24 protein-coding genes are annotated in these 26856 nt (G+C 57.4%); 13 read left to right on the top strand and 11 right to left on the bottom strand.

Annotated features, from left to right (window positions below; translation table 11 throughout):
- Positions 1–125 precede the first annotated feature (125 nt).
- The 4 genes from osmV to HFD87_RS05365 are packed head-to-tail and all read right to left on the bottom strand — an operon-like array spanning position 126 to position 3564.
- Positions 126–1262: an osmoprotectant ABC transporter ATP-binding protein OsmV gene (gene osmV / locus HFD87_RS05380; protein WP_010244799.1), complete on the bottom strand. Its 1137-nt coding sequence runs from the start codon at positions 1260–1262 to the stop codon at positions 126–128.
- Positions 1262–1909 (bottom strand): osmoprotectant ABC transporter permease OsmW, encoded by a 648-nt coding sequence (osmW, locus tag HFD87_RS05375; protein ID WP_010244802.1) that lies wholly within the window; start codon positions 1907–1909, stop codon positions 1262–1264. The genes osmV and osmW overlap by 1 nt, the downstream gene beginning before the upstream one ends.
- A 9-nt stretch (positions 1910–1918) precedes the next feature.
- On the bottom strand, positions 1919–2830 hold the full coding sequence (locus tag HFD87_RS05370) for a glycine betaine ABC transporter substrate-binding protein (RefSeq protein ID WP_167423041.1): 912 nt from the start codon (positions 2828–2830) through the stop codon (positions 1919–1921).
- 17 nt (positions 2831–2847) lie between these two features.
- Complete coding sequence (locus tag HFD87_RS05365; protein ID WP_010670176.1) at positions 2848–3564, bottom strand: ABC transporter permease; 717 nt, start codon at positions 3562–3564, stop codon at positions 2848–2850.
- A gap of 392 nt (positions 3565–3956) precedes the next feature.
- Here HFD87_RS05365 and HFD87_RS05360 point away from each other — a divergent pair, with 392 nt between their 5' ends.
- Complete coding sequence (locus tag HFD87_RS05360; protein ID WP_061703939.1) at positions 3957–5423, top strand: MDR family MFS transporter; 1467 nt, start codon at positions 3957–3959, stop codon at positions 5421–5423.
- Between the two features lie 39 nt (positions 5424–5462).
- On the opposite strand, the gene HFD87_RS05355 is transcribed toward HFD87_RS05360, so the two are convergent.
- Both HFD87_RS05355 and HFD87_RS05350 read right to left on the bottom strand, forming a co-directional pair.
- Complete coding sequence (locus HFD87_RS05355) at positions 5463–5759, bottom strand: DUF1161 domain-containing protein (RefSeq protein WP_010244813.1); 297 nt, start codon at positions 5757–5759, stop codon at positions 5463–5465.
- 45 nt (positions 5760–5804) lie between these two features.
- The gene (locus tag HFD87_RS05350; protein WP_010244816.1) at positions 5805–6128 is read right to left on the bottom strand and encodes a DUF1283 family protein; all 324 of its coding nucleotides are present in this window, start codon (positions 6126–6128) and stop codon (positions 5805–5807) included.
- A 279-nt stretch (positions 6129–6407) separates the two neighbouring features.
- Here HFD87_RS05350 and HFD87_RS05345 point away from each other — a divergent pair, with 279 nt between their 5' ends.
- Positions 6408–6734 carry a YnfA family protein gene (locus HFD87_RS05345; protein ID WP_031292947.1) on the top strand — a complete coding sequence of 109 codons (327 nt, stop codon included), beginning with the start codon at positions 6408–6410 and terminating at the stop codon, positions 6732–6734.
- Between the two features lie 31 nt (positions 6735–6765).
- Here the strand turns inward: HFD87_RS05345 and ydfG are convergent, their stop codons facing one another.
- Complete coding sequence (gene ydfG, locus HFD87_RS05340) at positions 6766–7512, bottom strand: bifunctional NADP-dependent 3-hydroxy acid dehydrogenase/3-hydroxypropionate dehydrogenase YdfG (RefSeq protein WP_033757999.1); 747 nt, start codon at positions 7510–7512, stop codon at positions 6766–6768.
- Positions 7513–7913: 401 nt separating this feature from the next.
- Here ydfG and guaD point away from each other — a divergent pair, with 401 nt between their 5' ends.
- The 5 genes from guaD (at position 7914) to dcp (ending at position 15907) form a co-directional block, all read left to right on the top strand.
- Positions 7914–9242 (top strand): guanine deaminase, encoded by a 1329-nt coding sequence (gene guaD / locus HFD87_RS05335; protein WP_167423040.1) that lies wholly within the window; start codon positions 7914–7916, stop codon positions 9240–9242.
- The gene (xdhA, locus tag HFD87_RS05330; RefSeq protein WP_167423039.1) at positions 9239–10681 is read left to right on the top strand and encodes a xanthine dehydrogenase small subunit; all 1443 of its coding nucleotides are present in this window, start codon (positions 9239–9241) and stop codon (positions 10679–10681) included. The genes guaD and xdhA overlap by 4 nt, the downstream gene beginning before the upstream one ends.
- Entirely contained in the window at positions 10671–13037 is a 2367-nt protein-coding gene (xdhB, locus tag HFD87_RS05325) for a xanthine dehydrogenase molybdopterin binding subunit (RefSeq protein WP_167423038.1), read from the top strand. Before xdhA ends, xdhB begins: the two co-directional genes overlap by 11 nt.
- Positions 13024–13800 (top strand): xanthine dehydrogenase accessory protein XdhC, encoded by a 777-nt coding sequence (gene xdhC, locus HFD87_RS05320; protein ID WP_010670170.1) that lies wholly within the window; start codon positions 13024–13026, stop codon positions 13798–13800. Before xdhB ends, xdhC begins: the two co-directional genes overlap by 14 nt.
- A 61-nt stretch (positions 13801–13861) precedes the next feature.
- Entirely contained in the window at positions 13862–15907 is a 2046-nt protein-coding gene (gene dcp / locus HFD87_RS05315; protein ID WP_010244836.1) for a peptidyl-dipeptidase Dcp, read from the top strand.
- Positions 15908–15958: 51 nt separating this feature from the next.
- On the opposite strand, the gene hpxO is transcribed toward dcp, so the two are convergent.
- Positions 15959–17116 carry an FAD-dependent urate hydroxylase HpxO gene (gene hpxO, locus HFD87_RS05310; protein ID WP_010670169.1) on the bottom strand — a complete coding sequence of 386 codons (1158 nt, stop codon included), beginning with the start codon at positions 17114–17116 and terminating at the stop codon, positions 15959–15961.
- Positions 17117–17735: 619 nt separating this feature from the next.
- Here hpxO and HFD87_RS05305 point away from each other — a divergent pair.
- The 5 genes from HFD87_RS05305 (at position 17736) to HFD87_RS05285 (ending at position 21428) form a co-directional block, all read left to right on the top strand.
- Positions 17736–18917: a glycosyltransferase family 4 protein gene (locus tag HFD87_RS05305; protein ID WP_022625633.1), complete on the top strand. Its 1182-nt coding sequence runs from the start codon at positions 17736–17738 to the stop codon at positions 18915–18917.
- A gap of 67 nt (positions 18918–18984) precedes the next feature.
- Positions 18985–19230 (top strand): hypothetical protein, encoded by a 246-nt coding sequence (locus HFD87_RS05300; RefSeq protein WP_022625634.1) that lies wholly within the window; start codon positions 18985–18987, stop codon positions 19228–19230.
- A 31-nt stretch (positions 19231–19261) separates the two neighbouring features.
- Entirely contained in the window at positions 19262–20416 is a 1155-nt protein-coding gene (ampC, locus tag HFD87_RS05295) for a class C beta-lactamase (RefSeq protein WP_167423037.1), read from the top strand.
- Positions 20417–20505: 89 nt separating this feature from the next.
- Positions 20506–20958 (top strand): antitoxin Xre/MbcA/ParS toxin-binding domain-containing protein, encoded by a 453-nt coding sequence (locus HFD87_RS05290; protein ID WP_010244850.1) that lies wholly within the window; start codon positions 20506–20508, stop codon positions 20956–20958.
- Complete coding sequence (locus HFD87_RS05285; protein WP_010244853.1) at positions 20958–21428, top strand: RES family NAD+ phosphorylase; 471 nt, start codon at positions 20958–20960, stop codon at positions 21426–21428. Before HFD87_RS05290 ends, HFD87_RS05285 begins: the two co-directional genes overlap by 1 nt.
- A gap of 39 nt (positions 21429–21467) precedes the next feature.
- On the opposite strand, the gene HFD87_RS05280 is transcribed toward HFD87_RS05285, so the two are convergent.
- The 3 genes from HFD87_RS05280 to HFD87_RS05270 all read right to left on the bottom strand — a co-directional run bounded on the left by HFD87_RS05280 (position 21468) and on the right by HFD87_RS05270 (position 25587).
- On the bottom strand, positions 21468–23291 hold the full coding sequence (locus HFD87_RS05280) for a glycoside hydrolase family 15 protein (RefSeq protein WP_010244855.1): 1824 nt from the start codon (positions 23289–23291) through the stop codon (positions 21468–21470).
- Positions 23292–23394: 103 nt separating this feature from the next.
- The gene (locus HFD87_RS05275) at positions 23395–24288 is read right to left on the bottom strand and encodes an SDR family oxidoreductase (RefSeq protein ID WP_167423036.1); all 894 of its coding nucleotides are present in this window, start codon (positions 24286–24288) and stop codon (positions 23395–23397) included.
- A 264-nt stretch (positions 24289–24552) separates the two neighbouring features.
- Positions 24553–25587 (bottom strand): LacI family DNA-binding transcriptional regulator, encoded by a 1035-nt coding sequence (locus tag HFD87_RS05270; protein WP_022625638.1) that lies wholly within the window; start codon positions 25585–25587, stop codon positions 24553–24555.
- Positions 25588–25808: 221 nt separating this feature from the next.
- On the opposite strand from HFD87_RS05270, the gene HFD87_RS05265 reads away from it, so the two are divergent.
- Positions 25809–26834, top strand: coding sequence for an ABC transporter substrate-binding protein (locus HFD87_RS05265; protein WP_033779163.1), 1026 nt, complete (start codon positions 25809–25811; stop codon positions 26832–26834).
- Positions 26835–26856 lie beyond the last annotated feature (22 nt).

Raw genomic sequence — 26856 nt, 5'->3', positions numbered from 1 at the left:
TCCTCCTCTGACCCGGTTCCCTGCGCGTTAAGCTTGTTTGTTGCTGTCTGATTTACCCAGGCTTGGGTATATCTGCTTATATCTGCTGTTTTAATGGGCCGGTAAGACCCATTTAGGTGACGAAATTATGGATTCAGACGACGGCGGGTACGACCAGAACTGAGGTAATCCGCAATATAATCCTGCGAAATCTCACCGCTGTAGCGACCCTCTTCATCGACAATCGGCATCCAGACCGTGTTGTGCTCATAGAGTTTTGACAGCACCACGCGCAGGTTCTCTTCCGCTTTACCGGTGACCTTAAAGGTGTGCAGTCGCTCTTCACAGCGGCCACTGACGTTACGCGCCTCGCGACGCTTCACGAAGCCCAGCGGTTTGCCATCCTCATCGACCACGGTAATCGACCGCATATCGTTCTCATCCATGGTGCCAAAGGCTTCTTCCAGCGGAGTAGAGCGGCGGACGGTGATGGTCGGCTGCTGGTCAGTCACATCGCCCGCCTGCACCAGTAACAGGCGCTTAAGCGTACGGTCCTGACCCACAAACGAGCCGACGAACTCATTGGCAGGGGTCGCCAGCAGTTCATCCGGGCTGGCGCACTGCACGATTTTACCCTGACCAAATACCGCAATGCGATCGCCGAGCTTCAGTGCCTCGTCAATATCGTGGCTCACCAGCATCACGGTTTTTTTCAGCTGACGCTGCATGTCGAGAAACTCGTTCTGGATCACTTCGCGGTTAATCGGGTCAACGGCGCCAAACGGCTCATCCATCAGCAGCACCGGTGGATCCGCCGCCAGGGCACGAATCACCCCGATACGCTGCTGCTGACCGCCTGACATCTCACGCGGATAGCGATGCAGGAATTTGGTGGGATCCAGCGCAACCATGCTCATCAGCTCGGTAGCCCGCTCGTGGCACTGCTTTTTGTTCCAGCCCAGCATGCGTGGCACCACGGTAATGTTCTCTTCGATGGTCATGTTGGGGAACAGACCAATCTGCTGGATAACATAGCCAATGTTGCGACGCAGGGTGGTGGTGTCCTGCGTACTGGTATCTTCGCCATTAATCAGGATCCGGCCACTGGTGGCGGGAATCAGGCGGTTAATCATCTTCAGCGTGGTGGTTTTCCCGCAGCCCGAGGGTCCCAGCAGCACGCACATCTCACCGGCTGGCACGTGCAGGCTGACGTTATCGACGGCTTTATTGGTCGTGCCGTTTTTCTGTGTAAAGGTTTTCGTCAGGTTTTCCAGCGTAATCATTATCGAATCCCCTTTGGAGTCAGCGCCTGCTGCAAACGGTGCAGCAGCCAGTCAAGAAAAATAGCCAGCAGACAGATCATCAATGCCCCGGCAATTAACATACGAATATCACTGCCGCTGATACCATCCAGCAGCAGCTGGCCCAGACCGCCCGCGCCAATCACGGCGGCAATCGCCATGACGCCAACGTTCATCACCACGGCGGTACGGATGCCACCGAAGATCACCGGCAGCGCCATCGGGATTTCAACCCAGCGCAGGCGCTGCCAGAAAGTCATGCCGATACCACGCCCCGCCTCACGCAGGCCGTCCGGCAGATTCTCCAGTGCGGTGTGGGTGTTTCGGACAATCGGCAGCAGCGAGTAGAGGAATACGGCGGTAATCGCCGGCAGCGCGCCAATGCCCTGACCGATGAGTGAAAACAGCGGGATCATCAGACCAAACAGCGCAATGGTGGGAATAGTCAGCACCACGGTGGCGATACCGAGAATCGGCGTTGCCAGCCATCTTACACGCACGATCAGAATGCCAAGCGGCACGCCAATCACAATTGCCAGTCCGACCGCGACCAGCACCAGCCAGCTGTGCTGCCAGCTCAGGGTGAGCAGGGTGCTCCAGTTATCCATGATGTAGTGAAGGGTATCCACAGTGCCTCCTTACAGCATGTTTTTGGATTTAAGGAAATCACGCGCCACGGTTTCCGGTGACTGATGATCGATATCGACCCGCTTGTTCAGCTCCGTTATCGCCTCATCGGTGATCTGCGCAGAAAGCTGATTAAGCGCGGTATCCAGCCCCGGATGACTCGCCAGCACATCCTGACGCACAACCGGCGTCACGTTGTAGCTCGGGAAGAAGTGCTTATCATCCTCCAGTACTTTCATGTTGAAGCCCTTAACCCGGCCATCGGTGGTGTAGATCAGACCGGCATCCACGAATCCGTCGCGAATCGCGTTATAGACCAGACCGGGGTCCATCTGGCGGATCTGCGGGCGATCCAGCGTCAGGTTGTAGGTTTTCTGCAGCGGCTTCATGCCGTCTGAACGACCCGAGAACTCCAGGTCCAGACCCAGTCGCCAGTTATGATCCGGATCGGTTTTACGCACCTGCTCAATCTTCGCAACCAGCTGCGACATGGTGCTGATGCCCTCTTTTTCGGCCTGTTCACGGGTCATGGCAAAGGCATAGGTGTTGTTCATTGGTGCCGGGTTAAGCCAGACCAGCCCCAGTCTGGCATCCAGCTTTTTCACCGTCTCATACGCCTGCTGTGAAGACATCGGCTGGTTGATATGGTTAAAGATGATCAGCGAGGTGCCGGTATATTCCCAGACCATATCAATCTGCTTATTCAGCAGCGCATTACGGCCAATGGTGGTGGCGATATTGCGTTTAGGCACCACCTCGAAGCCTTTCTTCTGCAGCCAGAGCACCGTCATTGCTGACAGGATATGCTGCTCGGTAAAACTTTTGGTCGCCATCACCAGCGGTGCAGCAGCCTGTGCCGTCTGGCTTAACAGCAGTGTCGCGGTCAGCGCGACAACGCTTTTCTTAATCCAACGCGTTAGCATTGCAAAGCTCCTTGTGGTCAGGCCGCAGCGTGCGGACTCAGAAAGCGGCCCAGCGCGGCCAGCATCATATCCAGTACCAGTGCCACCAGTGCAGTGGCGACGGCGCCGAGTATCAGCGTCGGAAAGTCATTCAGATAGATGCCCGGGAAGATCAGCTCGCCAAAGCTGCTGGCGCCAATCAGGAACGCCAGTGGGGCGGTGCCGACATTGATGGCGGTGGCGATGCGCACGCCAGAGAGGATGACCGGCAAGGCATTCGGCAGCTCTACCTGACGCAGACGCTGCCATTTGGTCATACCGATGCCGTTGGCCGCTTCAATCAGCGACGGGGGAACTGCGCTCAGACCAGAGAAGGTGTTGCGGACGATAGGCAGCAGCGAAGCCAGAAACAGCGCAATCAGTGCCGGACGGTCGCCAATCCCGATAATAACCATCGCCAGAGCCAGTACCGCCAGCGGTGGCAGGGTGTTACCGATATTGAAAATCTGCATCACGTACTCTGCCCAGCGACGTGCAAACGGGCGACTAAGCAGGATGCCGCTGGGGATACCGACCAGCAAAGCGAACAGCATTGACCAGAAGACTAAGAAGAGGTGCTGTTGCCCGAGATAAAGCAGATCGACTTTACGTGCGACCAGCTGATCCCAGCCAAGGCCCCAGATCAGCACCGCGATCACCGCGACCACTGCAAGCAGTGCCAGACCGGCGCGTCGGGCCAGTGAAGCATTTTGCATCGGAGAATCTCCCTGATTACGATCTCAATTGTTATAACAACCATAAACAGCCCGACAGGTACGGCAAAAAATGCCGCCGCGCCCAATACCGAAACTGCGATAAAATGTAGATAAAATGACTGTTTACCCACTCTTTTTCAGTGAATACTGAATAAGATGGTGTAATGCTATAGCAGCCCTTTATTGCACAAGCCAGCTTTTAAGCCACAAATCAGAGAGATAGAAACAGGTTAAAATGGTGTTAAAGCCGCGTAGCCGCTGGGCTAATGCGACAATAAAAAATTTTCATCGACTTCTGGTGACACTGTCACAGAGGGCGCAGAAAATGCGCACGCGCGGGAAACTGCATTGTCTGTTTTTCAGCTAGCCTTGCAGATTAAAAAAGGAACCCTATGACTGAAAGCGCACAAATCCGGACCGGACATCGCCACTGGATCTTGATCGCCTGCATGCTGGCGATGTTTATGGCGGCCATTGAAGTCACTATTGTGGCCACCGCGATGCCCACCATCATTGCTGACCTCGGCGGTTTTTCGCAGTTTGGCTGGGTCTTCTCGATCTATCTGCTGACCCAGGCGGTCAGCGTGCCGCTCTATGGGCGGCTGGCGGATATGGTGGGTCGCAAAACGATGTTTTTTGTCGGCACGTCGATTTTCCTGGTGGGGTCGGTGCTGTGTGGCTTTGCCCATACCATGACCTGGCTGATCCTGTTCCGGGCGTTTCAGGGTTTGGGAGCGGGGGCGATCATGCCCCTCAGCTCCACCATCGTGGCAGATATCTATTCGCCGCGTGAACGCGCCAGCGTGCAGGGCTGGCTCTCCAGCGTCTGGGGTGTAGCGGCGATAGTGGGGCCGCTGACCGGCGCGTGGCTGGTACAGCACTTTAGCTGGTCGGTGATTTTCTGGGTCAATCTGCCCATCGGCCTGATCAGCATGCTGATGCTGTGGCGCTGGCTACCGTCGCACCAGAAGGAGGAGAAATCGCAGCCGCTGAACCTGGCGGGCAGCGGCTGGCTGATGCTCTGCGTGACGGCCTTGCTGATTGCGCTGTTGCAGGCGGAACAGCTGGGCGTCTGGCTGGTGCCGTTTCTGCTCTTCTCACTGTTCGCTGGCTGGCAGCTCAGACGCCACGAGCTGAATTCAGCGGCACCGCTGTTTCCGCTGATAATCTGGCGCAGCCGGCTTATCGTGGCGGGCAATGCGGGCAACCTCATCATCGGGGCGGCCATGATGGGCATCAGCGCTTTTCTGCCCACCTGGATTCAGGGGATCAGCGGCGGTTCACCGTTACAGGCGGGCAGTGTGCTGGCGATGATGTCGATTGGCTGGCCGCTGGCCAGCACCCTCAGCGGCAGACTGATGCTGCACACCTCCTACCGCTTCACCGCCCAGCTCGGGGCGCTGTTGCTGGTGACCGGTAGTGCCTTGCTGCTGTTTTTACAGCCCGCAAGCTCACTCTATCAGGCGGGCTTTACGGCGTTTCTGATCGGTACCGGCATGGGAATGACCAGCACCACGTTCCTGGTTTCAGTACAAAACCAGGCGGATTACCAGATTCGCGGCATCTGTACCGCTTCAATTATGTTCAGCCGGATGATCGGGTCGGCGGTAGGGACGGCGATCATGGGCGCGGTGCTGAATCTCAATCTGCAGTGGCGTTTGCCGCAGGTCGAGGATCCGGTGCAGAAGATTATGTCCGAACCCAGCCGTCAGCAGTTACAGCCGGAAACCCTGCAGCAGATGACAGCAGCCATTGCCGCCTCACTGCACTGGGTGTTCGTGGTGGCACTGGTGATTGCGCTGTTTGCGGTGGGTGTGGCATGGATGATGCCGCGTCAGCGACCGGAACAGGCGGACTAACAGGCAGGGCGACAGGATGTCGCCCTGATTTGAACAGAGCTACTGAGCAGGTGAGTCCTGCGAACTGCCGGCACTGGCAGGTACGCTGGCTTCGTTGTCACTGCCTGAGCGCTTATAAACAATTTTTTGTGTGTCGTTCTCACAATGTCCGACGACCTGGCCACCCGCCTGATCAACCTGATCGTTGGCGACGATGTCGAGACTAAAACCCGACTCAGGTACACCGTTCTGAATAATTTTCTGGCTGATTTCGGTTTTTACCGATTCACAGGATGCCTGCGCCATCAGCGGCAGAGCAAATAACGCCGCGCTTAACAAAACCCTCTGTAGCTTCATCACGTCTTCCTTATGTTAGTCGTCCGTCATTACTATAGCTCAAATTTACGGCGCTACCGGGCGACCGGAACGACGATCCAGACAACGCAGGGTGTTGGGCTCCCAGTAGGCGTTGAGATTGAGGCTCTGCTCGCACTTGTCGCGGGTATCAAACGCGCGATCGGTTTTATCAAACTCTTTTTCGACCCGGGTGTTCACTTTATTGCGCAGCATGCGCGTGTCATTCCATTGCTCTTTATCCTGGCGCGCTGCTTCATTGCTCAGCGCGGAACTGCCATCTTCGATAATCAGACGATTAGTATTCGCAGTGGCAGTGAATGCCGCAGTGGAGAGGAGAACCATCAGCACGGCAGGGATCATTTTTTTCATCACACTATCCTTTAGTTAACGCAAACATCGCCATCCACGACAGCGGTTGCAGCGGGCATGCTTAGAGCCTGGCTCATCAGGGGGCATTGAGGCAGAAGTCTGAACACCGACAGCGCATAACAACCGGTGCGTACAGGGTGTACGTGAGGAGGGTAAGCACTGCCCGGGTTCAGACGGACAAATAAAACAGCCTGATGGGCCTGGCTATTAGTATATCATCGCCGTTTCTTTGCTCACCAGCAGTGAGTCGTTTGTTTACGTTAAGGAGAGGTAAGGATGCTGATTAAAACCGCCTTGCTGTTTTTTATTACCGCACTGGCGGAGATCACCGGCTGCTTTCTGCCGTGGTTATGGCTGAAAAAAGGCGGCTCAGCCTGGTTGCTACTCCCTGCGGCAGCAAGTCTGGCGCTGTTTGTCTGGCTGCTGACGCTGCATCCCGCGGCCAGCGGACGGGTTTATGCCGCCTACGGTGGCGTCTATGTGCTTACCGCGCTGCTCTGGTTGCGGGTGGTGGATGGCGTGAAGCTAAGTGTGTGGGACTGGAGCGGGGCTCTGATCGCATTCAGCGGCATGCTGATTATCGTGATGGGCTGGGGACGCGGGTAACGCCAGCCGTGAGGGCTGGCGCTGCAGGGAGTTAAGGTTTATGCACTTTCAGCCCCGCCAGCGTCTGGCTGACCGGCATCATCTCAAGGCTATTGATGTTGACATGTTTAGGCAGTGTGGCCACCCAGTATACGGCTTCTGTCACATCTTCCGGCGTTAAGGCGGTAGCCCCTTCGTAGACCTGACCCGCTTTGTCATCATCGCCCTTAAAGCGCACGTTGGAAAACTCTGTGCCACCGACCAGACCCGGTTCAATGTCGGTCACACGCAGCGCGGTGCCGTGTAAATCGGTTCGCAGATTCAGGCTGAACTGGCGCACAAAGGCTTTGGTGGCGCCGTAGACGTTGCCGCCGGCATAGGGCCAGCTGCCGGCAATTGAACCGATATTGATGATATGACCGACATCACGCTCCACCATCTGTGGCAGCAGGGCGCGGGTCATATAGACCAGGCCTTTGGTGTTGGTGTCAATCATGTTTTCCCAGTCTTCGACGTTGGCCTTGTGCGCCGGTTCGACGCCCAGCGCCAGACCGGCGTTGTTGACCAGCACGTCGATATTGCGCCATTCCGCCGGTAACTGCGCCACCGCCTCTTCAATGGCGGCACGGTTACGCACATCGAGCTGTACCGTATAAATATTCTCGCCCAGTTCTTCCTTCAGCGCTTTTAAACGTTCAGCCCGTCGTCCAGTGGCAATCACTTTATGACCATTCTCAATAAAGCGACGGGTGATGCTTTGACCAAAACCGGCGGTCGCACCGGTGACAAAAATAATCATCTCACTGTTCCTTATGCCATTTTCAGAGTCGATGGCTTCACCATAGCATTTCATTTCCGCTTCTGCGCGTGGAAAAACTGCCTGACCTGTAAACGGATTTTAACGGGTAGCTAGCTGCGCCTTTTCAGGGCAGATTGCACCGTTAAAGGGCAGGTTTGCGGGTAACCCGCCATACTCAAAATGTTCAGGGCGCGCAATATTGAGTAGCAACCGTTTGCATCCGTTCCGCAAACGGTTGCTAAGCCATCTCAGTCCTTATTTGTTGCGCAACTTTCCTCTTTTAACTTATCTGACTGATATTTAAAGAATTTATTCTATTTCAATTCTGGCACGCAGGTTGCACAGGATTATTCAGATAATCATCTGCAGATATAACATCGCGCTTTCAGAAAGGACTACCCATGCTTTCAGCAACCGACACGGCGATACGCGCCAGCTTCTTTGACTTTACCGGCGTGGTGGATCGTCCCGACGACCTGGCCGGCCAGGCCCGCTATCTTGAGGATGCGGTGCTGCTGCTGCGTGATGGATGCGTAGTGGGGCTGGATAGCTGGGAGAATAGCGAGGCGATGCTGGCGGGGCATCCGGTCATCGACCTGCGCGGCAGACTGATCGTGCCGGGCTTTGTCGATACCCACATTCACTATCCGCAGACAGAGATGATTGGCGCATTTGGCGAACAGCTGCTGGAGTGGCTGAATCACTACACCTTCCCGGTTGAAGCGCAGTATCACTGTCCCGATCATGCTGCGCGGATGTCCGCCTTCTTCCTGCATCAGCTGCTTTCCAACGGCACCACCAGCGCGCTGGTGTTTGGCACCGTCCATCCGCAATCGGTGGAGGCGCTGTTCAGCGCCGCCGAAGCGCTGAACATGCGGCTGATTGCCGGGAAAGTGATGATGGATCGCAATGCGCCCGACAACCTGATCGAAACCCCTGAACAGAGCTACCTGCAGACCCGGGCGCTGATTGAGCGCTGGCACCAGCGCGGACGCCTGAGCTACGCCCTGACGCCGCGCTTTGCGCCGACCTCATCCCCACAGCTGCTGGAAAAAGTGCAGCAGCTGCGTCAGGAGTTCCCGGATACCTGGCTGCATACCCATCTCAGCGAAAACCCGCAGGAGGTCGCCTGGGTCAAAGAACTGTTCCCGGAGCGTGAAGGCTATCTGGATGTTTATCATCATCACCAGCTGACCGGCCGCCGCAGCGTCTTTGCTCACTGTCTGCATCTGGAAGAGAACGAATGGCAGTGTCTGCACGATACCGATTCATCCATTGCTTTCTGTCCCACCTCAAACCTATTTCTCGGCAGCGGCCTGTTTAACCTGAAACGCAGCTGGCAGCAGGGGGTAAAAGTGGGGATCGGCACCGATGTCGGCGCGGGCACCACCTTTAATATGCTGCAGACCCTGGGCGAAGCCTACAAGGTGGGCCAGCTGCAGCACTACCGGCTCAGCGCGGCCGAAGCCTTTTATCACGCCACGCTGGGCGGGGCACGTGCGCTGGATCTCGACCACGTCATCGGAAATTTCAACATCGGTAAAGAAGCGGACTTTGTGGTGCTGGACCCGGCGGTTTCTGCCCTGCAGCAACTGCGCATCGGCAACAGCAAAGATATCTGGGAAAAACTGTTTGTATTAATGACGCTCGGCGACGACCGCAATATTGCCCAGACCTGGGTAGCCGGTCGTCCGGTCTGGCAGCGCGACGCACAGGAGCAAGCCGCATGATCCAGTTTCTGTTAAATAACCAGCTGGTCAGCGAGGACGCGCTCGACCCCAACCTCACGGTACTCAACTACCTGCGCACCCGTCAGCAACGCCCTGGCACCAAAGAGGGCTGTGCATCTGGCGACTGTGGCGCCTGCAGCGTGACCCTGGGCAAAGCCGTAGGGGGAACAATGCAGTATGAAACGGTCAACAGCTGCCTGACGCTGGTCTCCGCGTTACAGGGCAAGCAGCTGATTACGGTTGAGGATCTGCGTCACGGCCGCGCACTGCATCCGGCGCAGCAGGCGATGGTCGACTGCCACGGCTCGCAATGCGGATTCTGCACGCCGGGCTTTGTGATGTCGCTGTTCAGCCTGCAAAAAACCGCTTCGGGCTGGGATCGCCATCAGGCGGAAACTGCGCTGGCGGGCAACCTCTGCCGCTGTACCGGTTACCGGCCGATTATGGCCGCCGCCGAACAGCTCTGCTCGCAGCCGGTGACAGACCAGTTCGATCAAGGTGCCGCCGCAACCGTGCAGCGGCTTGAGGCGCTGGCAACCCCGGAGATGCAGGAATTAGGGGGTGAGGGCCGCCGTTGCTTCCTGCCCAAAACCCCGGCTCAGCTGGCGGCGATCTATCTGGCACATCCCGAGGCGAGGCTGATTGCCGGTGGCACCGATCTCAGCCTGCAGATTACCCAGCAGCATAAAAGAATACCGTTGCTGATTGCGCTGGAGCAGGTTGCCGCGCTCAAAGTCTGCAGCGAATTTGATGATCACTACCTGCTGGGCGCAGGGGCTTCGCTGCAGCAGGTCAGCGAATTTCTTGCCAGCCGCATTCCCGGCGTCAGCGAGATGCTGCAACGCTTTGCCTCGCTGCAAATCCGTCTGCAGGGCACATTAGGCGGCAACATCGGCAACGCTTCCCCCATTGGCGACGCCTCGCCGGTGCTGCTGGCCCTGAACGCCAGCCTGTTGTTACAGCGCGGTGAGCAGCAGCGCAGCCTGCCGCTGGATCAGTTCTTTACCGGCTATCGCCAGACCCGGCTCGAAAAAGGGGAGTTTATTCGCGCCATTCGCATTGATAAAGTGACGGTGTCACCTGATCTTGTGGCCTGGAAAGTGTCCAAACGGCTGGACGATGATATCTCCGCCGTGTTCGCCGCTTTTAATCTGCAGATTGAACAGGGCGTAGTCAGCAGTGCCCGCATCGCCTTTGGCGGCATGGCGGCAACACCGCAGCGTGCCCGTCACTGTGAACAGGCATTCATCGGTCAGCCGCTGAATGCCGTGACGGTGTCACGCGCAGCCGCGGCGCTGGCAGAGGATTTCCAGCCGCTCTCCGATTTCCGCGCCAGCAGTGACTATCGTCTGCAGGTCGCACGCAACCTGCTGCGACGCTACTGGCATCGCCACAACGGCGAAATAACCTGTATTGAGGTGGCCCGCTATGTCTCATAACCGTCCTGAACTCAACGAAGAGGTCATTAAGGCGCAGTATGCCGCTGATTTACAGAGCGGCGTCGGTCGCAGTAACCGCCATGAGAGCGCGGAAAAACATGTCTCCGGCGAGGCGCGTTTTATCGACGATAAGCCGGAGCTGCCGGGTCTGCTGCATCTCTGTCCGCGCCTGAGTGAGTATGCTCATGCGCGCATCCTGCATATTGATGTGCAGCCCAGTTATGCCGTTCCCGGCGTCGTCAGCGTCCTGACCTGGCAGGATGTGCCGGGCATCAATGATGTCGGGCCGCTGGAGCCGGGCGACCCGCTGCTGGCCCATGACAAAGTAGAGTATCTGGGACAGATCGTGATCGCGGTGGCGGCGGAATCCCCCGAGGCTGCGCGTCTTGGCGCGGCCGCTGCGGTAATTGAATATGAGGTGCTGGAACCGCTGCTGGATGTGGAACAGGCGCTGGCACAGGGCAGCTTTGTGCAGGAACCTCACATTCACCAGCGCGGTGATGTGGAAGCGGCCCTGGCGCGTGCGCCGCATCGGGTCAGCGGGGCGTTTCACATTGGCGGCCAGGAGCATTTCTATCTGGAAACCCAGACGGCAATGGTTATTCCCGGTGAAGATCAGCAGTTGCAGGTCTTCTCCTCAACCCAGAACCCCACCGAAGTGCAGAAACTGGTGGCGGAAGTGATGGGCATCAGCCTGAATCAGGTGACGATAGATATGCGCCGGATGGGCGGTGGCTTTGGTGGTAAAGAGACGCAGGCGGCCGGTGTCGCCTGTCTCTGCGCCATCGTGGCGCGGCAGACCGGCCGGGCGGCGAAGATGCGGCTTTCACGTCGCGACGATATGCGCGTCACCGGCAAACGCCATCCGTTCTTTGTGCGCTACGAAGCGGGCGTTGAAGAGGATGGGCGTCTGTGCGGCATCAAAATCGATCTGGCAGGAAACTGCGGTTATTCGCTGGATCTTAGTGGATCGATTGTCGACCGTGCCATGTTCCACTCCGATAACGCCTATTACCTCGGGGATGCGCGGGTAACCGGCTATCGCTGCCGCACTAACATCGCCTCGAACACCGCCTATCGGGGTTTTGGCGGGCCACAGGGCATGGTAGCGATTGAACAGATTATGGATCACATCGCCCGTGAGCGCGGGCTGGATCCGCTGGCGCTGCGCAAGCGTAACTACTATGGCAAGCAGGATCGCAACATCACCCATTACCACCAGCAGGTAGAGGATAATCTGCTGGATGAGATTACCGAACAGCTGGAGCAGAGCAGCGACTATCAGGCTCGCCGCGCGGAGATTAAGGCGTTTAATGCCCGCAGTCCGCTGCTGAAACGCGGTCTGGCGCTGACGCCGGTGAAATTCGGCATCTCCTTTACCTCCAGCTTTCTCAATCAGGCGGGGGCGCTGATTCTGATCTACACCGACGGCACGGTGCAGCTTAACCACGGCGGCACCGAGATGGGCCAGGGCCTGAACACCAAGGTGATTCAGATTGTCGCCGAAGTGCTGCAGATTGAGATCGATAAAATTCAGATCACCGCTACCGACACCGGCAAAGTACCCAACACCTCGCCAACCGCGGCCTCCAGCGGGGCTGACCTCAATGGCAAAGCGGCCCAGAATGGTGCTGAGATCCTGCGCGATCGCATGACCGCCATGCTCTGCGAGCTACACCAGTGCGACGCGGCGGCAGTGAGCTTCCGCAACGGGGTGGTGCGCGCCGGGGATAAACATTACACCTTCGCCGAGGTCGCGAAGCTGGCGTGGCTGAATCAGGTGCCGCTCTCCGCCACCGGCTACTACCGCGTGCCGGGGATTCATTACGACCGGGTCGCGGGACGCGGGACGCCGTTCTATTACTACGCTTACGGTGCAGCCTGCTGTGAAGTGGTGATTGATACCTTAACCGGTGAATCCCGCCTGCTGCGCGCCGACATTCTGCATGACGTCGGGGCGTCGCTGAATCCGGCCATCGACATCGGCCAGGTTGAAGGAGGCTTTGTACAGGGCGTCGGCTGGCTCACCTGCGAAGAGCTGGTGTGGAGTGATAAAGGCCAGCTGCTGACCGATGGCCCGGCGAGCTACAAAATTCCTGCCATCAGCGACGTTCCGGCGGACCTGCGGGTCACGCTGCTGGAGAACCGCAAAAACCCTAAAGACACGGTGTTCCACTCCAAGGCCGTTGGTGAACCGCCGTTTATGCTGGGCATCGCCGCCTGGTGTGCCCTGCAGGATGCGGTCGCCAGCGTCTCCGATTACCGGCAGCACCCACTGCTGGACGCGCCCGCCACGCCGGAGCGCATCTTCTGGGGCGTGCAGCGCCTGGCGGGAGGGGTTGATGATTTATCATGACTGGATTGGCGTGCTGCATCAGTTGCGTGAAAAACGTCAGAGCTGCGTATTAATCACCGTGCTCAGTGAGCACGGTTCGGTGCCGCGCGACAGCGGCAGCAAAATGGTGGTGACGCAGCAGGAGAGTTATCTCACCATCGGTGGCGGTCATCTGGAGTTTGAGTGCATCGCCCAGGCCAGGGCGATGTTGCAGAGTGGGGCGACTGCGCCACACACCGAGGATTTCAGCCTTGGCGCGCGGCTCGGACAGTGCTGTGGCGGCAAAACCACGCTGCTGTTTGAGCCGCTGCTGCAGGCGCAGCCGGAGATCTACCTTTTTGGCGCAGGCCATGTGGGACAGGCCCTGGTCAACCTGCTGTCAACGTTACCCTGTCACATAAACTGGATCGACAGTCGCCCGGCGCAGTTCAGCCACGTTCCGGCTGGCGTGGTGACGCTTCAGCCGGACGATCCGCTCGACTGCGTAGCACAGGCACCCGCAGGCAGCTACTTCATCATCATGACCCATCATCATCCCCTCGACTTCGAACTGTGCGAGGCGGTGCTGAAGCGCGGCGATTTCCGCTATGCCGGGGTGATCGGTTCTGAAACGAAAAACCAGCGTTTCCGCTACAGGCTGGCGGGCAAGGGTGTGGCGAACGAACCGCTGGCGCGCCTGCGCTGTCCGATTGGCCTGCCGGACGTCAAAGGCAAGCTGCCCGCCGAGATTGCGGTGGCGATTGCCGGTGAAATCATCAGCGTTTATCAGCAGCACGTTGCCTGAGTTGTCGCTTTCGCGGCAACCTGTCAGGATAAGACTTTGCGATGCCCACCAGGAGCGAACCATGAACGCCCGTCAGAATCCCTTCTTTAGCGTCAGCACACTGCCTTACCAGACTCCTCCTTTTGACCAGATTGAGGAGCAGGATTTTCTGCCCGCGCTGCAGGCGGGCATTGAGGAGAAGCGTCAGGAGATCGAGGCGATCGCACTGAACAGCGACGCGCCCAGCTTTTTCAACACTTATGAGGCGCTGGAGAGGAGCGGACAACTGCTCAACCGGGTGAATCTGGTGTTCAGTGCCATGACCTCGGCGCATACCAGCCCGTATCTGCAGCAGGTGGATGAGGAAATTGCGCCTCAGCTCACCGCGCTCAACGATGACATCATGCTTAACCGCCCGCTGTTTTCGCGGCTCGATGCGGTCTATCTGCAGCGCGCTAAACTGGATGCTGAATCAAAACGGCTGGTCGAGGTGATCTGGCAGCGCTTTCAACTGGCGGGGGCTAATCTGCCGGAAGCGCAGAAACAGCAGCTCAAGACACTGAATCAGGAAGCGGCCCGCCTCGGTACCCGCTTCACCAACAAATTGCTGGCCGCCACTAAAGCGGGCGGGCTGGTCGTCGATGATCTGCAGAAGCTGGCGGGACTCTCACCGGCCGATCTGGCGGTGGCGCAGGCGGAAGCGCAGGCACGCGGACTGGAAAAGCACTGGCTGCTGGTGCTGCAAAACACCACCCAGCAACCCGCACTACAGAGCCTGGCCGATCGCGCAACCCGTGAAGCGCTGTTTAAGGCGGGCGTGACGCGCACTGAAAAAGGCGATGAGAACGACACCCGCGAGCTGGTATTACGTCTGGCGCAGGTCAGGGCCGAGCAGGCGCGGCTGCTGGGATTTGCCAGCTATGCCGAGTGGAAGTTACAGGATCAGATGGCCAAAACGCCTAAGGCGGCGCTGGCGTTTATGCATAACATCGTGCCTGCCGCGCGCGGTCGTGCGGAGCGTGAAGCGGCGGCTATCCAGCAGACCATCGACCAGCAGCAGGGCGATTTTACCCTGCAGGCCTGGGACTGGCGTTTTTATGCCGAACAGGTGCGGCGCGCCCGTTACGATCTGGATGAGAGCCAGATTAAGCCCTACTTTGAACTGAATTCGGTGCTGCAGAATGGCGTGTTCTGGGCGGCGACGCAGCTCTATGGCATCCGTTTCACGCCGCGACAGGATCTGCCGGTTTACCATCCCGACGTCCAGGTCTATGAGATTTTTGACGCCGATGAGACCCCGCTGGCGCTGTTTTACACCGACTTCTTTAAGCGCGACAGCAAAGGCGGCGGCGCCTGGATGAGCAACTTCGTCAACCAGTCCACGCTGCTCGACAGCAAACCGGTGATCTACAACGTCTGTAACTACACCAAACCGCCAGCCGGTGAACCGGCGCTGCTGAGCTGGGACGACGTCATCACGATGTTTCACGAGTTCGGCCACACGCTGCACGGTCTGTTTGCCAGCCAGCGCTATCCGAGCCTGTCGGGAACGGAAACCCCGCGCGATTTCGTCGAGTTTCCTTCGCAGATCAACGAGCACTGGGCCAGCGAGCCAGCGGTGTTCCGCAACTACGCTCGCCACTATCAGACTCAGGCGCTGATGCCCGCTGAGCTGCATGAAAAAATCGTCCGGGCCGCCACGTTCAACAAAGGCTACGAGATGAGCGAGCTGCTGGCTGCCGCGCTGCTGGATCTGCACTGGCACAGCCTTAACCGTGATTCCGCGCCGCAAAGCGTGGAGGGATTCGAGCAGCAGGCGTTACAGAGCGATAATCTGGCGCTGACGGCGGTGCCGCCGCGCTATCGTTCCAGCTATTTCCAGCACATCTGGGGCGGTGGCTATGCAGCAGGTTATTACGCCTATATCTGGACGCAGATGCTCGCCGACGATGGCTATCAGTGGTTTGCGGAACATGGCGGACTGACGCGCGAGAACGGCGACCTCTTCCGGCAGAAAATTCTGTCGCGGGGGAACAGCAGCGATCTCAAAACACTGTATGAAAGCTGGCGGGGCGGGCCTCCGCAGCTGGAGCCCATGCTGAAAAATCGTGGTCTGGCGGAGTCATAGCAGAACGGGCTGTCACGCGCTGGTCGCGCTGACAGCCCGGTTTTATTCGTGTTAGCCCAGCGGGCCACCTTCAATGGTTTCGCACATTCCGGCCAGCACCCGTTCACCGGTTTCGCTTTTCAGAGAGTCATACCATTCTGCCGTGATCGCCGGATCGCGCGCATGGGTGACGTCACAGCGTTTGCGCGCTTTCAGCACCAGATCTTTTACCCGTTCAACCCGTCGCGCCTGATAGCGCAGCAGTGCATCTTCAATACCCAGTGAATGAGAAGCCAGCGTCGAGGCCAGTACCACGGCATCTTCCATCGCCGCGCAGCCGCCCTGGCCGATATCGGGCGTGGTGCTGTGGGCGGCATCGCCCAGCAGGGCCACACGTCCTTTAACAAAGCGGCTGAAAGGTTCAATGTCGTGGATCTCAACCCGATTGGTGGTGTCAGGATTGATTGCCGCGATCAGCTGCCGTACCGGCTCCGCCCAGCCCTTAAAATAGCCGGTTAAGTCCGCTTTCACCGTGCTGCGATCCTGCGGCAGTCCCTTCGGCAGCGGCACATCAAAGAAGAAGTAGAATCGATTGCCGCTGACCGGCATCAGCGACACCCGCTTGCCGTCACCGACAAAGGTGGTCCACTGATCGGCGGGCGCAATCCTCTCATCTACAGTGACCAGGCCATTCCAGTTAACGTAACCGGCGTAACGTCGTTCCAGTTTCTGCTCCAGCACATACTCGCGGATCACCGAATGGGTGCCATCGGCGGCAATCAGGAAATCGCCGGTGGCCTGAGTGTTGTCGGAAAAGGTGGCAATCACGCCACTGCCGGTCTGCTCGACCTGGATCACCCGCTTACCAAACTGCACCCGTTCACGCCCGAAGGTATCAATCAGCATCGCCTGCAGTTCTGCCCGCGCCACCGGACAGGGATATTCGCCAACCTGCTGCACCAGCGGCGCCATACTGAAGCGGGTCAGGGGCGCGCCGGTGGTGCCATCGTGATAGGCCATATAGGCCATGTTCCCGCCCAGCTCACGCAGCGCGGTTTTCATGCCCAGCGCATTCAGGCATTTAACCCCGTTGGGCCATATGGAAATCGCCGCGCCGACGGGCTTCATCTCCTTTACGGCTTCAAAGACCTCAACGTCAATTCCGGATTTCTCCAGCGCAATGGCACTACTCATGCCGCCTATACCGCCACCAATCACGATTGCTTTCATAATGCTCTCCTGTCTGCATACGTCAGTTCCTGCAACTTTTGTACCAGAGAGATGGTGGTAGAGAGTTTCATATAAATAACAATGTAAATCATAGGCTTAATGTATAATGGGGGGCACCTGACTCCCGCCTTCCTCTTAATCAGTTGCACTGAATTGTGGCAAACGGGCGTGCAAAAAGGGTGCGGCTATAACCGTGCTGCATCATTTGTTTCATTATCGCCCGTCTGTGTTTGTGTTAATCATCAGCCAGTGGAACGCGCCGGGCACTTTTCAGCATGGTCATTCTTATTACTTTAAAAGTTATTAACTAAAATCCTCATCCGCTTCGCTAATATTCCTGACAATTAATTAAACATTTACATAACAACTGGCGCGAATATTTCCCGGAAAATAATCGCCATATTCAATAAGGGGTTAGCCTGACACAGTTAAACACACCTGTTAATAAAAAATGCAAATTCATAACCAGACACAATTGTGTCTGTTTTAGCACCGTGCGCAATCATTAGCAAAAGCGTTCAGGCCGCGTCATTACGGGCTTTTAGGATATTGCTCAGACCCGCCAGTCACGATCACGTGATATAGATCACTCCGGACACAAGGACTCTGGAAGGCGAACATGAAAATTGGAATCACGAATAACCAGTATCCGGAGCAGCGTAATATCTTAGTTAATCCGGATAACGAATATATCAATCTGAAAAAGAGCAATCTGTTCTACTTTATTAATCCGTTACGAACCCGATTGCTCAAAAAAAATAAAACCTTTGTCTTTCAGCCTGTGCCTTTTTCAGGGGCATCGCGGGCTGACATCCTGCATCTGTTCAATGAAGTGGCGATAACCCATCAGAAGTGGGTCGCGTCGTTTGAAACGGAGCTGCCGCGTGTGCTGCCGGTGGCGGGCGTCGCCAAGCAGGATAACCCCGAGCTGAAACGCCTCATTCCTTATCTGTTAAAAGATAACTGCCTGGGGTTGATTGCCATCTCAGATGCCACCCTGAACATTCAGATGAAACTGTTCAGGCCGGATATTGCCCAGCAAATCCGCCGTAAAACCCTGGTGCTGCATCCGCCGCAGAAGCTGTTTGTCCAGCAGAAAACGCCGCGTCAGCCCGGTATTCTGAAACTGACCTTTGCCGGTAACGAGTTCTACCGCAAAGGCGGGGCTGAAGTCGTGCTGGCGATCAGTGAGCTGATTGAAGAGCGCAAACTGGAAGAGTCCCAGCTGGATGTGCAGCTGATTGGCGACCTCGCCAAGCGTCGTAACGTGGCGCACCGCCAGTTCCAGGATGATGAGACCTTCTATAGTGGCATTGAGAACCGCATCAAACGCTATCGCTGCTTCACGCATCATTCACAGATGGATAACGGCGCCCTGATGCAGCTGTTCCGCCAGAGCGATGCCGGACTGCTACCAACCTGGCAGGAGACGTACGGTTTCTCGGTACTGGAGATGCAGGCTAACGGCTGCCCGGTGATCACCAGCAACGTGCGCGCGTTGCCAGAGATTAATCCTGCCAGCGCAGGCTGGGTGATTGCGAGTCCGCTTAACGCTGACCGTGAATACAGTATTACCTCGCCAGAGCAGAAAACGCAGCTACGCCAGTCGCTGGTGGAGGGGCTGAAATCGATACTGCTCGCCATTATCGACCGTCCTGAGATGCTGCAGGAGAAAGGTGAGGCGGCGATTCTGCGCATCAAAGATCAGCATGACACCCAGCGTTACATTGCCCGGCTCAACGATATCTACAGCCGTGGCGTGATTAATGTCACTCAACATCCCCCTGTGGTCTCAATTTGATTAGATTTCTCTGACGGGGCGCGCCAGACTGGCCATACTTAGTGCAGCGTCCCTCTGGAGAACTCATATGAAAATGATCATCAGCCTGCTGCTGTCCGGATTACTGGGCAGCAGCGCCTTCGCTCAGCCCGCACCGCTTTTTCCGGCCCGCGCGCCCCTGGCACAGCTGACGCCCGTCGCTGCCCGCTGCGATGTCTCCGCCTGTCAGACCAACTGCTACACAGAACAATCGCACTGCAACACCCGGGACAACGGTGGCTGCAGTTCTCAGGCTCAGATGTGCGTGCAGGCCTGTGCCGACCAGTGTAAATAATTTAATTCAGTGAAGAATCCCTTAGTTGCCAATGAAAAAGTCTTTGTTTTATGTCGCGTTATTCTCTCTTTCTGCCAGCTGTGTCGCCGCCGATCTCTCTTCACAGCAGGTTACTTCTCTGGTTAAAGCCGCGATCGAACCGCTGATGGAGCAGCAGGAGATCCCCGGCATGTCGGTGGCGGTGCTTTACAAAGGCCGGGCGCAGTTTGTGAACTTCGGCGTGGCCGATCTCGAATCACGCCGCCGGGTCACGGAAAACACGCTGTTTGAGCTGGGCTCCGTGAGCAAAACGTTTACCGGCACCCTGGCTGGCGTCATGATCCGCAACGGCGAAATACGCTTTAACGATCCGGTGCAGAAGTACTGGCCGCAGCTGACCGGTGAGCAGTGGCGTCCGGTGCGGATGCTGCATCTGGCGACCTATACCGCGGGCGGACTGCCTTTACAGTTGCCGGATGATGTCACCGATCAGGCTTCGCTGCTGCGTTTCTATCAGGAATGGCAGCCAGAGGCAGCGCCCGGCACGCTCCGGCAGTACTCTAACGCCAGCATCGGTCTGTTTGGTTCGCTGATGGTGAAAGGGGATTATGAGCAGGCGATGGCGCGAAATGTGTTTCAGCCACTGCGTCTGACGCGCACCTATATCACCGTGCCGCCCTCAATGATGCTGGACTACGCCTGGGGCTATAAAAATGGCCAGCCGGTACGGGTCTCACCCGGCATGCTGGATGCAGAAGCCTACGGCGTTAAATCCACTGCGCGTGACATGCTCACCTTTATGCAGGCAAATGTGGATCCTAACCGCCTCTCTTCGGGGAATGCCGTGCTGCGTAATGCCATTCGCACCGCGCAGGCGCGCTACTTCAAAGTCGGCACTTTGTTTCAGGGACTGGGCTGGGAGATCTACGACTGGCCGGTGACTGCCGATACGCTGATGGGCGACAGCGATAATGGTGTTGCGCTGCAACCCCGCCCGGCAACGCTGCTCAATCCGGTCGGGCCGTCGCAGAGCGCCAGCTGGGTGCATAAAACCGGTGCAACCAATGGATTTGGTGCCTATATCGCCTTTATTCCTGAGAGGAACAGCGGCGTCGTGATACTCGCCAACAAGAATTACCCTAATCCGCTGCGTATAAAGGCGGCGTGGCAGATTCTGCAGGCGTTACAGCAGGAGAAGCCTGAGTAACAGGCATCACGCTTGCTCAGCGACGGGGTAAAGCTGGCACCGCCTGTTCATTTGCGCTAAAATAAAAATCAAATGAACAGGAGGCTGCTATGTCTATCGCCATCTACACACCCGCTCAGCATCGTCGCGACAATTCGCTGCTGCATGCCCTGAATCTGCCGGAAACACTGCCTGATGCGCACCAGCGTATTGCGGTAGGGTTCAGCAGCGGCGTGCTGAAACGCACGGCGTCGTTGTCCACCTTTGACGAGGGCTGGCTGTGCCGTCTGGCGGGCATTGATCGCACCACCTACAACCGCAAAGTCAAAGATCCACAGCAGACCTTTTCGCCCGATCAGAGCGGACGGATCTACATGCTGATCCGCGTCCTCTCTGCCGCCAGCAAACTGTTCCGCGACGACAGGCAGCGTCTGGTGCAGTGGCTGGAAACGCCCGCCAAAGCGCTGGGCGGTAAGAAACCGGCGGAGATGACCACCACGGTGGCGGGTGCAGAAGCGGTGATTAACCTGATTGGCCAGCTTGAGCATGGCGTGATTACCTGATGGCAGTACGTTTCTTTCGCCTGGTGAAGAGTGAGTATGCGATGAGCGCCTTTGATGGTTTTGGTGCCCGCACTTACGGGGGGCGCTGGAATTCCGTGGGAACGGTCTGTGTCTATATGGGATCAAGCCGGGCGCTCTGTGTACTTGAGGCGCTGGTTCATCTCACCATTCAGGATCTGTCACACGATTACTCTATGCTGTCGATTAGCGTCCCTGAATCGCTGATTACCGAGCTCTCGCTGGCGGCACTCCCCGATGACTGGCAGGCCGATCCTGCGCCATCGTCCACGCGGCAAATTGGTGACGACTGGCTTGCCAGCCCGGATAACGGCCTGGTGCTGAAGGTACCGAGCACGCTGACCGGCGAGTGGAATGCGCTGTTCAATCCCCGTCATCCGGCAGCGGCTGGCATCATTAGTAAGGTGGTGGTGGAGCCATTTTTCTTCGACCCGCGTTTCAGGCTGCAGTAGGGCGCGGATTCGCCACTTTTCTCACCGCAACATCTCACATCACGCAGGCGCCTGCGATTCTGATAGCGCCTGCGCCGCACAGATCAGTGCCAGATGACTCAGCCCCTGCGGCATATTGCCGCGCCAGCTCTGGCTGCGGACGTCATACATCTCATTGAAGATATCGACGTTACCATGGCCGTTCAGCGTAGTCAGGATCTCCTGCATCGCCTGTTCTGCCTCATCCGTCTCACCTATCTCTGCCCAGGCTTCCACCAGCCAGAAGGCGCAGGCGAGAAAGGTACTCTCTTCTTCTCTGACCCCGCTGTAGCGATAGAGCATGGCGCTGCCGTCACCCAGTTTTTGCCGGATAGCACGGTAGGTCGAGAGCATCCGCTGCGGATTGACCGCGTTGCCGTAGCTGTGAACCAGCGCCAGCGACGCGTCGAGGCGATCGTCACTGCCGGCATAAAAGAGATAAGCCTGCTGTTGCTCTGACCAGCAGTGAGACTCAATCCAGTCGCGGATACGGTCACGTTCCCGCTGCCAGCGTCCCAGCCAGGTCGGTTCGATATGCTGGCTTTCTGCCAGCGCCACCGCCCGATCCAGCGCCATCCAGCAGGCCATTTTGGAGTGGGTGTAGTGTTGCAACTCCGGCAGCTCCCAGATGCCGCAATCCTTCTGCCGCCAGTGATCGGCGCAGCAGTTCGCCAGCTCGCCCAGCATGCGCGAGGTGGTGATATCAAGCACGTGTCCCGCCTCGATAAAATGCTGCGCGGTGACCAGCATGTCGCCATACATACTGAGCTGCAGCTGGTCACGGGCATTATTGCCGACCCGCACGGGCTGAGAGTTCTGATAGCCGCTCAGCGGCGGATAACGCTCAGCGGGGACCTCATCACCATTCAGGGCATAGCAGGCGCGCAGCCTGACGCCATGGCGCATGATGGTCTGCGACAGCCAGGAAAAGGCCGCCTTACAATCTTCCAGCGCCCCGAGATAGACGAAGGCTTTAATAATCAGGCAGGCATCGCGCACCCAGGCGTAGCGGTAATCATAATTTTTTTCGCCGCCGATCCCCTCCGGCAGGGAGGTGGTGGCAGCAGCAGCCAGCGCGCCGGTCGGGGAGTACCAGAGAAACTTCAGCGACAGGGCTGAGCGCTTCACCAGCGTCGGGTAGCGGCCCTCATAACTCAGGCTCTCCACCCAGCTGGTCCAGCCGGTGTGGCTGGTTTCAATCCGCTGATCGATAGCCTCCAGCGGCGGCACCGCCAGCGGCTCTTTCTCGGTCACCAGCAGCGCGCAGAGCGAGCGGGAACCGGCATAGGTACGCAGCGTGGCGCAGACCTGCTCGTCATCCAGCTCTGTGATCTGAATATCTTCGCTGGTGCGCAACATCGCCATGATCTCCGCGATGTGAAACACCTTGCCTTTCTCATTATCGGCCACCCACGGTGAACGGGTTTCGGCGGCGGTGCCGAAGCGCAGGGTGATCGCTAATTCCACTTCACCGCTGACACCCTCTATGCGGCGAGCCAGTTCGCACCAGGGCAGACGGCCCGCCAGCGTGCTGTTAATCGATTCGGTCAGCAGCACGGTGCCGTCACGGGTTTCGAAGCGGGTCTCCAGCACGTTGCTGTTATCGCGGTAGCGGCGTGAGACCTGATAAGGCGCACGCGGGACAATCTGGAAGTAGCCACCAAGTCCGGCATCAAGCAGGCGATCAAACAGGGGCTTTGCGTCGAGATTGGGCGCGCACCACCAGTCAATGGAACCGTCCGGCGCAATCAGCGCAACAGAACGGCCTTCACCAATGGCGGCATAATCACCCAGGCCCGCAAAGCCCTCTTTTCTGACCGGCGAATGAAAGATCGGGTTTTCCATAATCTGCTTCCTTATATTACGGTATATCACGGTGGCGAGGTTTCTTAAGCGGGGCAAAAGCGGGACAAAAAAATGGCCGCGTTATGCGGCCACCTGAGTGAAATTACAGCGTACCGGTGCCGCCATCAGAACACCAGACCTGCCCGGATGAGTAACTGCTCTCGGTTGAGGCCAGGGTAACGTAGAGTGGGGCGATTTCAACCGGCTGGCCCGGACGGCCCATCGGTGAGTCGGCGCCAAACTGCTTCACTTTCTCCATCGGCTGTCCGCCGCTGGACTGCAGCACGGTCCAGTACGGCCCTGGTGCAACGGCGTTGACCCGGATACCGTCACCACCCAGCTGCTTCGCCAGGGATTTGGTAAAGGCGACGATGGCCGCTTTGGTCTGCGCATAGTCGAGCAGAATATCGCTGGGTTTAAACGCCTGTACGGACGAGGTATTAATAATAGACGCACCGCGTGGCAGATATTCCAGCGCCGCTTTGGTGATCCAGAACATCGCATAAACGTTGGTTTTAAACGTTGCGTCAAAATCTTCCGTACTCAGGGTCCGGATGGACTCATTAAATTGCTGACGACCGGCGTTATTAACCAGAATATCCAGGCCACCTAATTTATCGGCTGCCTCTTTGACCAACTGCTGACAAAATTCTTCAGAACGAATGTCGCCCGGAATAGCAAAAACTTTACAGCCTTCCGCTTCGATTAATTTAATCACTTCATCGGCGTCGGGCTGTTCTTCCGGCAGGTAGTTAATCACCACATCTGCGCCTTCACGGGCATAAGCGATAGCCACCGCGCGGCCAATACCGGAGTCACCGCCGGTGATCAGCGCCTTGCGGCCGGTCAGTCGGCCCGTGCCGCGATAGCTGGTTTCACCGTGGTCGGGAACCGGGATCATTTTGCTGGCCAGGCCTGGCGCCTGTTGTGGCTGGTCCTCAAAAGGAGGTTTAGGAAATTGATCCAGATCGAGCGTCTTGTTAGTTGGTGTAGCCATTGTATGCTCCTTGAACAGAGTTATCTGAGACATTAAGCCTGGCACAAATGTGATATTTGTCACATCTGACTGCTGATTCATTGAGCAGTTAAAACCAGAAGAACTTAATAATGCAGATAAAGCGTAGACAGAAAATCGGAACACTGTGCAGTAGCGTCCGATTATTTTTCAGTGAAGGGGCGGGATATTTAAAGCGAAGCGTAAGATCGGTTGTGGATTATTTCAGGGCGTAATTACATAGCGGAAGAAAATAAAAAAGGGCGGTTAACCGCCGCGTACCGAACCGCGCCAGACCACATCTACCGGATATATTCTCCGCTCCTGCTGCTGTTCATTTTTTGGCATCAGCGTCTCCGGTTGCGCTTCCGTCTCCACCAGCCAGGCAATGGCATCGCGGGCGAATTGCTCCACCGGCTGTGCAAAGGTCGTGAGGTTGTAAGAGGCCCAGCCCGACTGCGCGATATTATCGTGTCCGATGATGCAGAGATCGTCCGGAATACGCAGCGCAAAGCGGTGACGCGCCTCATCCATAAAGCCGCAGGCGAGCAGGTCGGTGGCACAGTACACCGCATCAGGGCGAACTTTACGCGTCAGCAGACGCTGCGCCAGAATCTGGCCGCTTTCGTAAGAGGTGGTGCCGAACCGCTCCACCTGAACCGTGACGCCCACTTTCTGCGCGGCGGCCAGAAAATCCGCTTCGCGCTTCAGCAGACTCGGCGTTCCCGCCAGCGAATTGACAAAGGCGATGCGGCTGCATCCCGCCCGCACAAACGCGTTAACCGCCATTTCTGCGGCGGGGCGGGAGTCGAGGTTGATACTGAGCGTGCCGGGCAGGGATTCGTCGCGGTTAATCAGCACCAGATGCTGACCATGTTTGTAGCAGAGCCGGGTGATACCGCTGTCCGGCATGCCGGAGAGAATAATCGATGCGTCGGCGCGAAAATTAATCGCCTGCTGCAACGCGGCGGAAACGCGCGCATCGGATCGGTCAGTGTTAATCAGCATCGCCACTTTTCCCGCTTCCTGCAGATACTGGGTCATCCAGCGCACCAGGCTGGCACGGTAGGGCGTGTCAACCTCGGAGGCAATTAAGCAGACGATGCCGCTGCGGTTGCGCACCAGGCCGCGCGCCAGATGATTGACGTGATAGCCCAGTTCCTCCGCCGCTTTCATCACCCGCTGACGGGTAGCATCTGACACGCTGGCCCCCGGTGTAAAGGTGCGGGAGACTGCTGAGCGGGAGACGCCCGCCCGGTCAGCCACATCCTGCGCACTCACCACCGCCTTTAGCTGCTGCATGTTCTCTCCTCGCCTGACATTGTCTGCACTGAGTTTGCCTGAAGTTGCAAGGCTGTGCAAAAAATACAGATGGGCGAAAGGTTTCAAATTTGTGACAGCGACTGACAATTGCTTAACAACTGAATTGACACTGCAGCAGGGCCGCCGTACTAATCTGCACATATGTTTGCACACATGTGCAAAAGCTGGCGCGCCTGCGTCATCCAGCCCAGGAGAACACCATGCGTTATTCCTCTCTGCTCGCTGCTGTAATCGTCTGCCCTATAGTGCCGTTTGCTGCCTCGGCGGCGGGCAATCTTAATATGATCTGCTCAGCCGACGTGGTGGTGTGCGAACAGATGACCACGCTGTTCAGCCAGTCCCATCCCGATATCAAACTCAGCATGGTGCGGCTCTCTGCCGGTGAAGCCTATGCCCGTATCCGCAGCGAGGCACGCAATCCCCGTACCGATATCTGGTGGGCCGGTACCGGCGATCCGCATATGCAGGCCGCCGAAGAGGGGCTGACCCAGGCCTATAAATCGCCACTGCTCGATCAGCAACAGCCCTGGTCACAAAAAGTGGCGGAGATCTCCGGTTATCGCACCGTGGGCGTTTATGCCGGTGCGCTGGGCTGGGGCTATAACACCAGACTGCTGGCGGAGAAAAAGCAGAAAGTGCCTGCCTGCTGGGCGGATTTACTCGACCCTGGCTTTAAAGGCGAGATTCAGATCGCCAATCCCAACTCTTCCGGCACGGCCTATAACACCCTGGCGACGCTGGTGCAGATCATGGGCGAAGACAAAGCCTTTGACTACCTGAAGAAGCTCAACGCCAACATCTCGCAATATACCAAGTCCGGCTCTGCTCCGGTCAAAGCCGCCGCGCGCGGTGAAACCACCATCGGCATTGTCTTTATGCATGATGCCGTCGCGATGGAAGTAGATGGCTTCCCGATTAAGCCCGTCGCGCCCTGTGAAGGCACTGGCTATGAAATAGGTTCGATGTCGATCATCAAAGGGGCACGAAACCTGGCCAATGCCAAAGCCTGGTATGACTGGGCGCTCAGCGCTAAAGCACAGTCGCATATGAAAGAGGCCAAATCGTTCCAGCTGCCCTCTAACCGCAAGGCGGAGATCTCTGAATATGCACCGCGCTTCGAGAACATCAGGCTGATCGATTATGACTTTAAAACCTATGGTGACTCAGCAAAACGCAAAGCGCTGCTGGGCCGCTGGGATAAAGAGATTGGTGCCAGCGCACAATAACGGTGGTGCGCCCCGGCCACCT

Source organism: Pantoea sp. EKM21T (assembly GCF_011800405.1).
Lineage (GTDB): Bacteria > Pseudomonadota > Gammaproteobacteria > Enterobacterales > Enterobacteriaceae > Pantoea > Pantoea agglomerans.
This window is presented reverse-complemented; position numbering and strand designations above follow the sequence as displayed.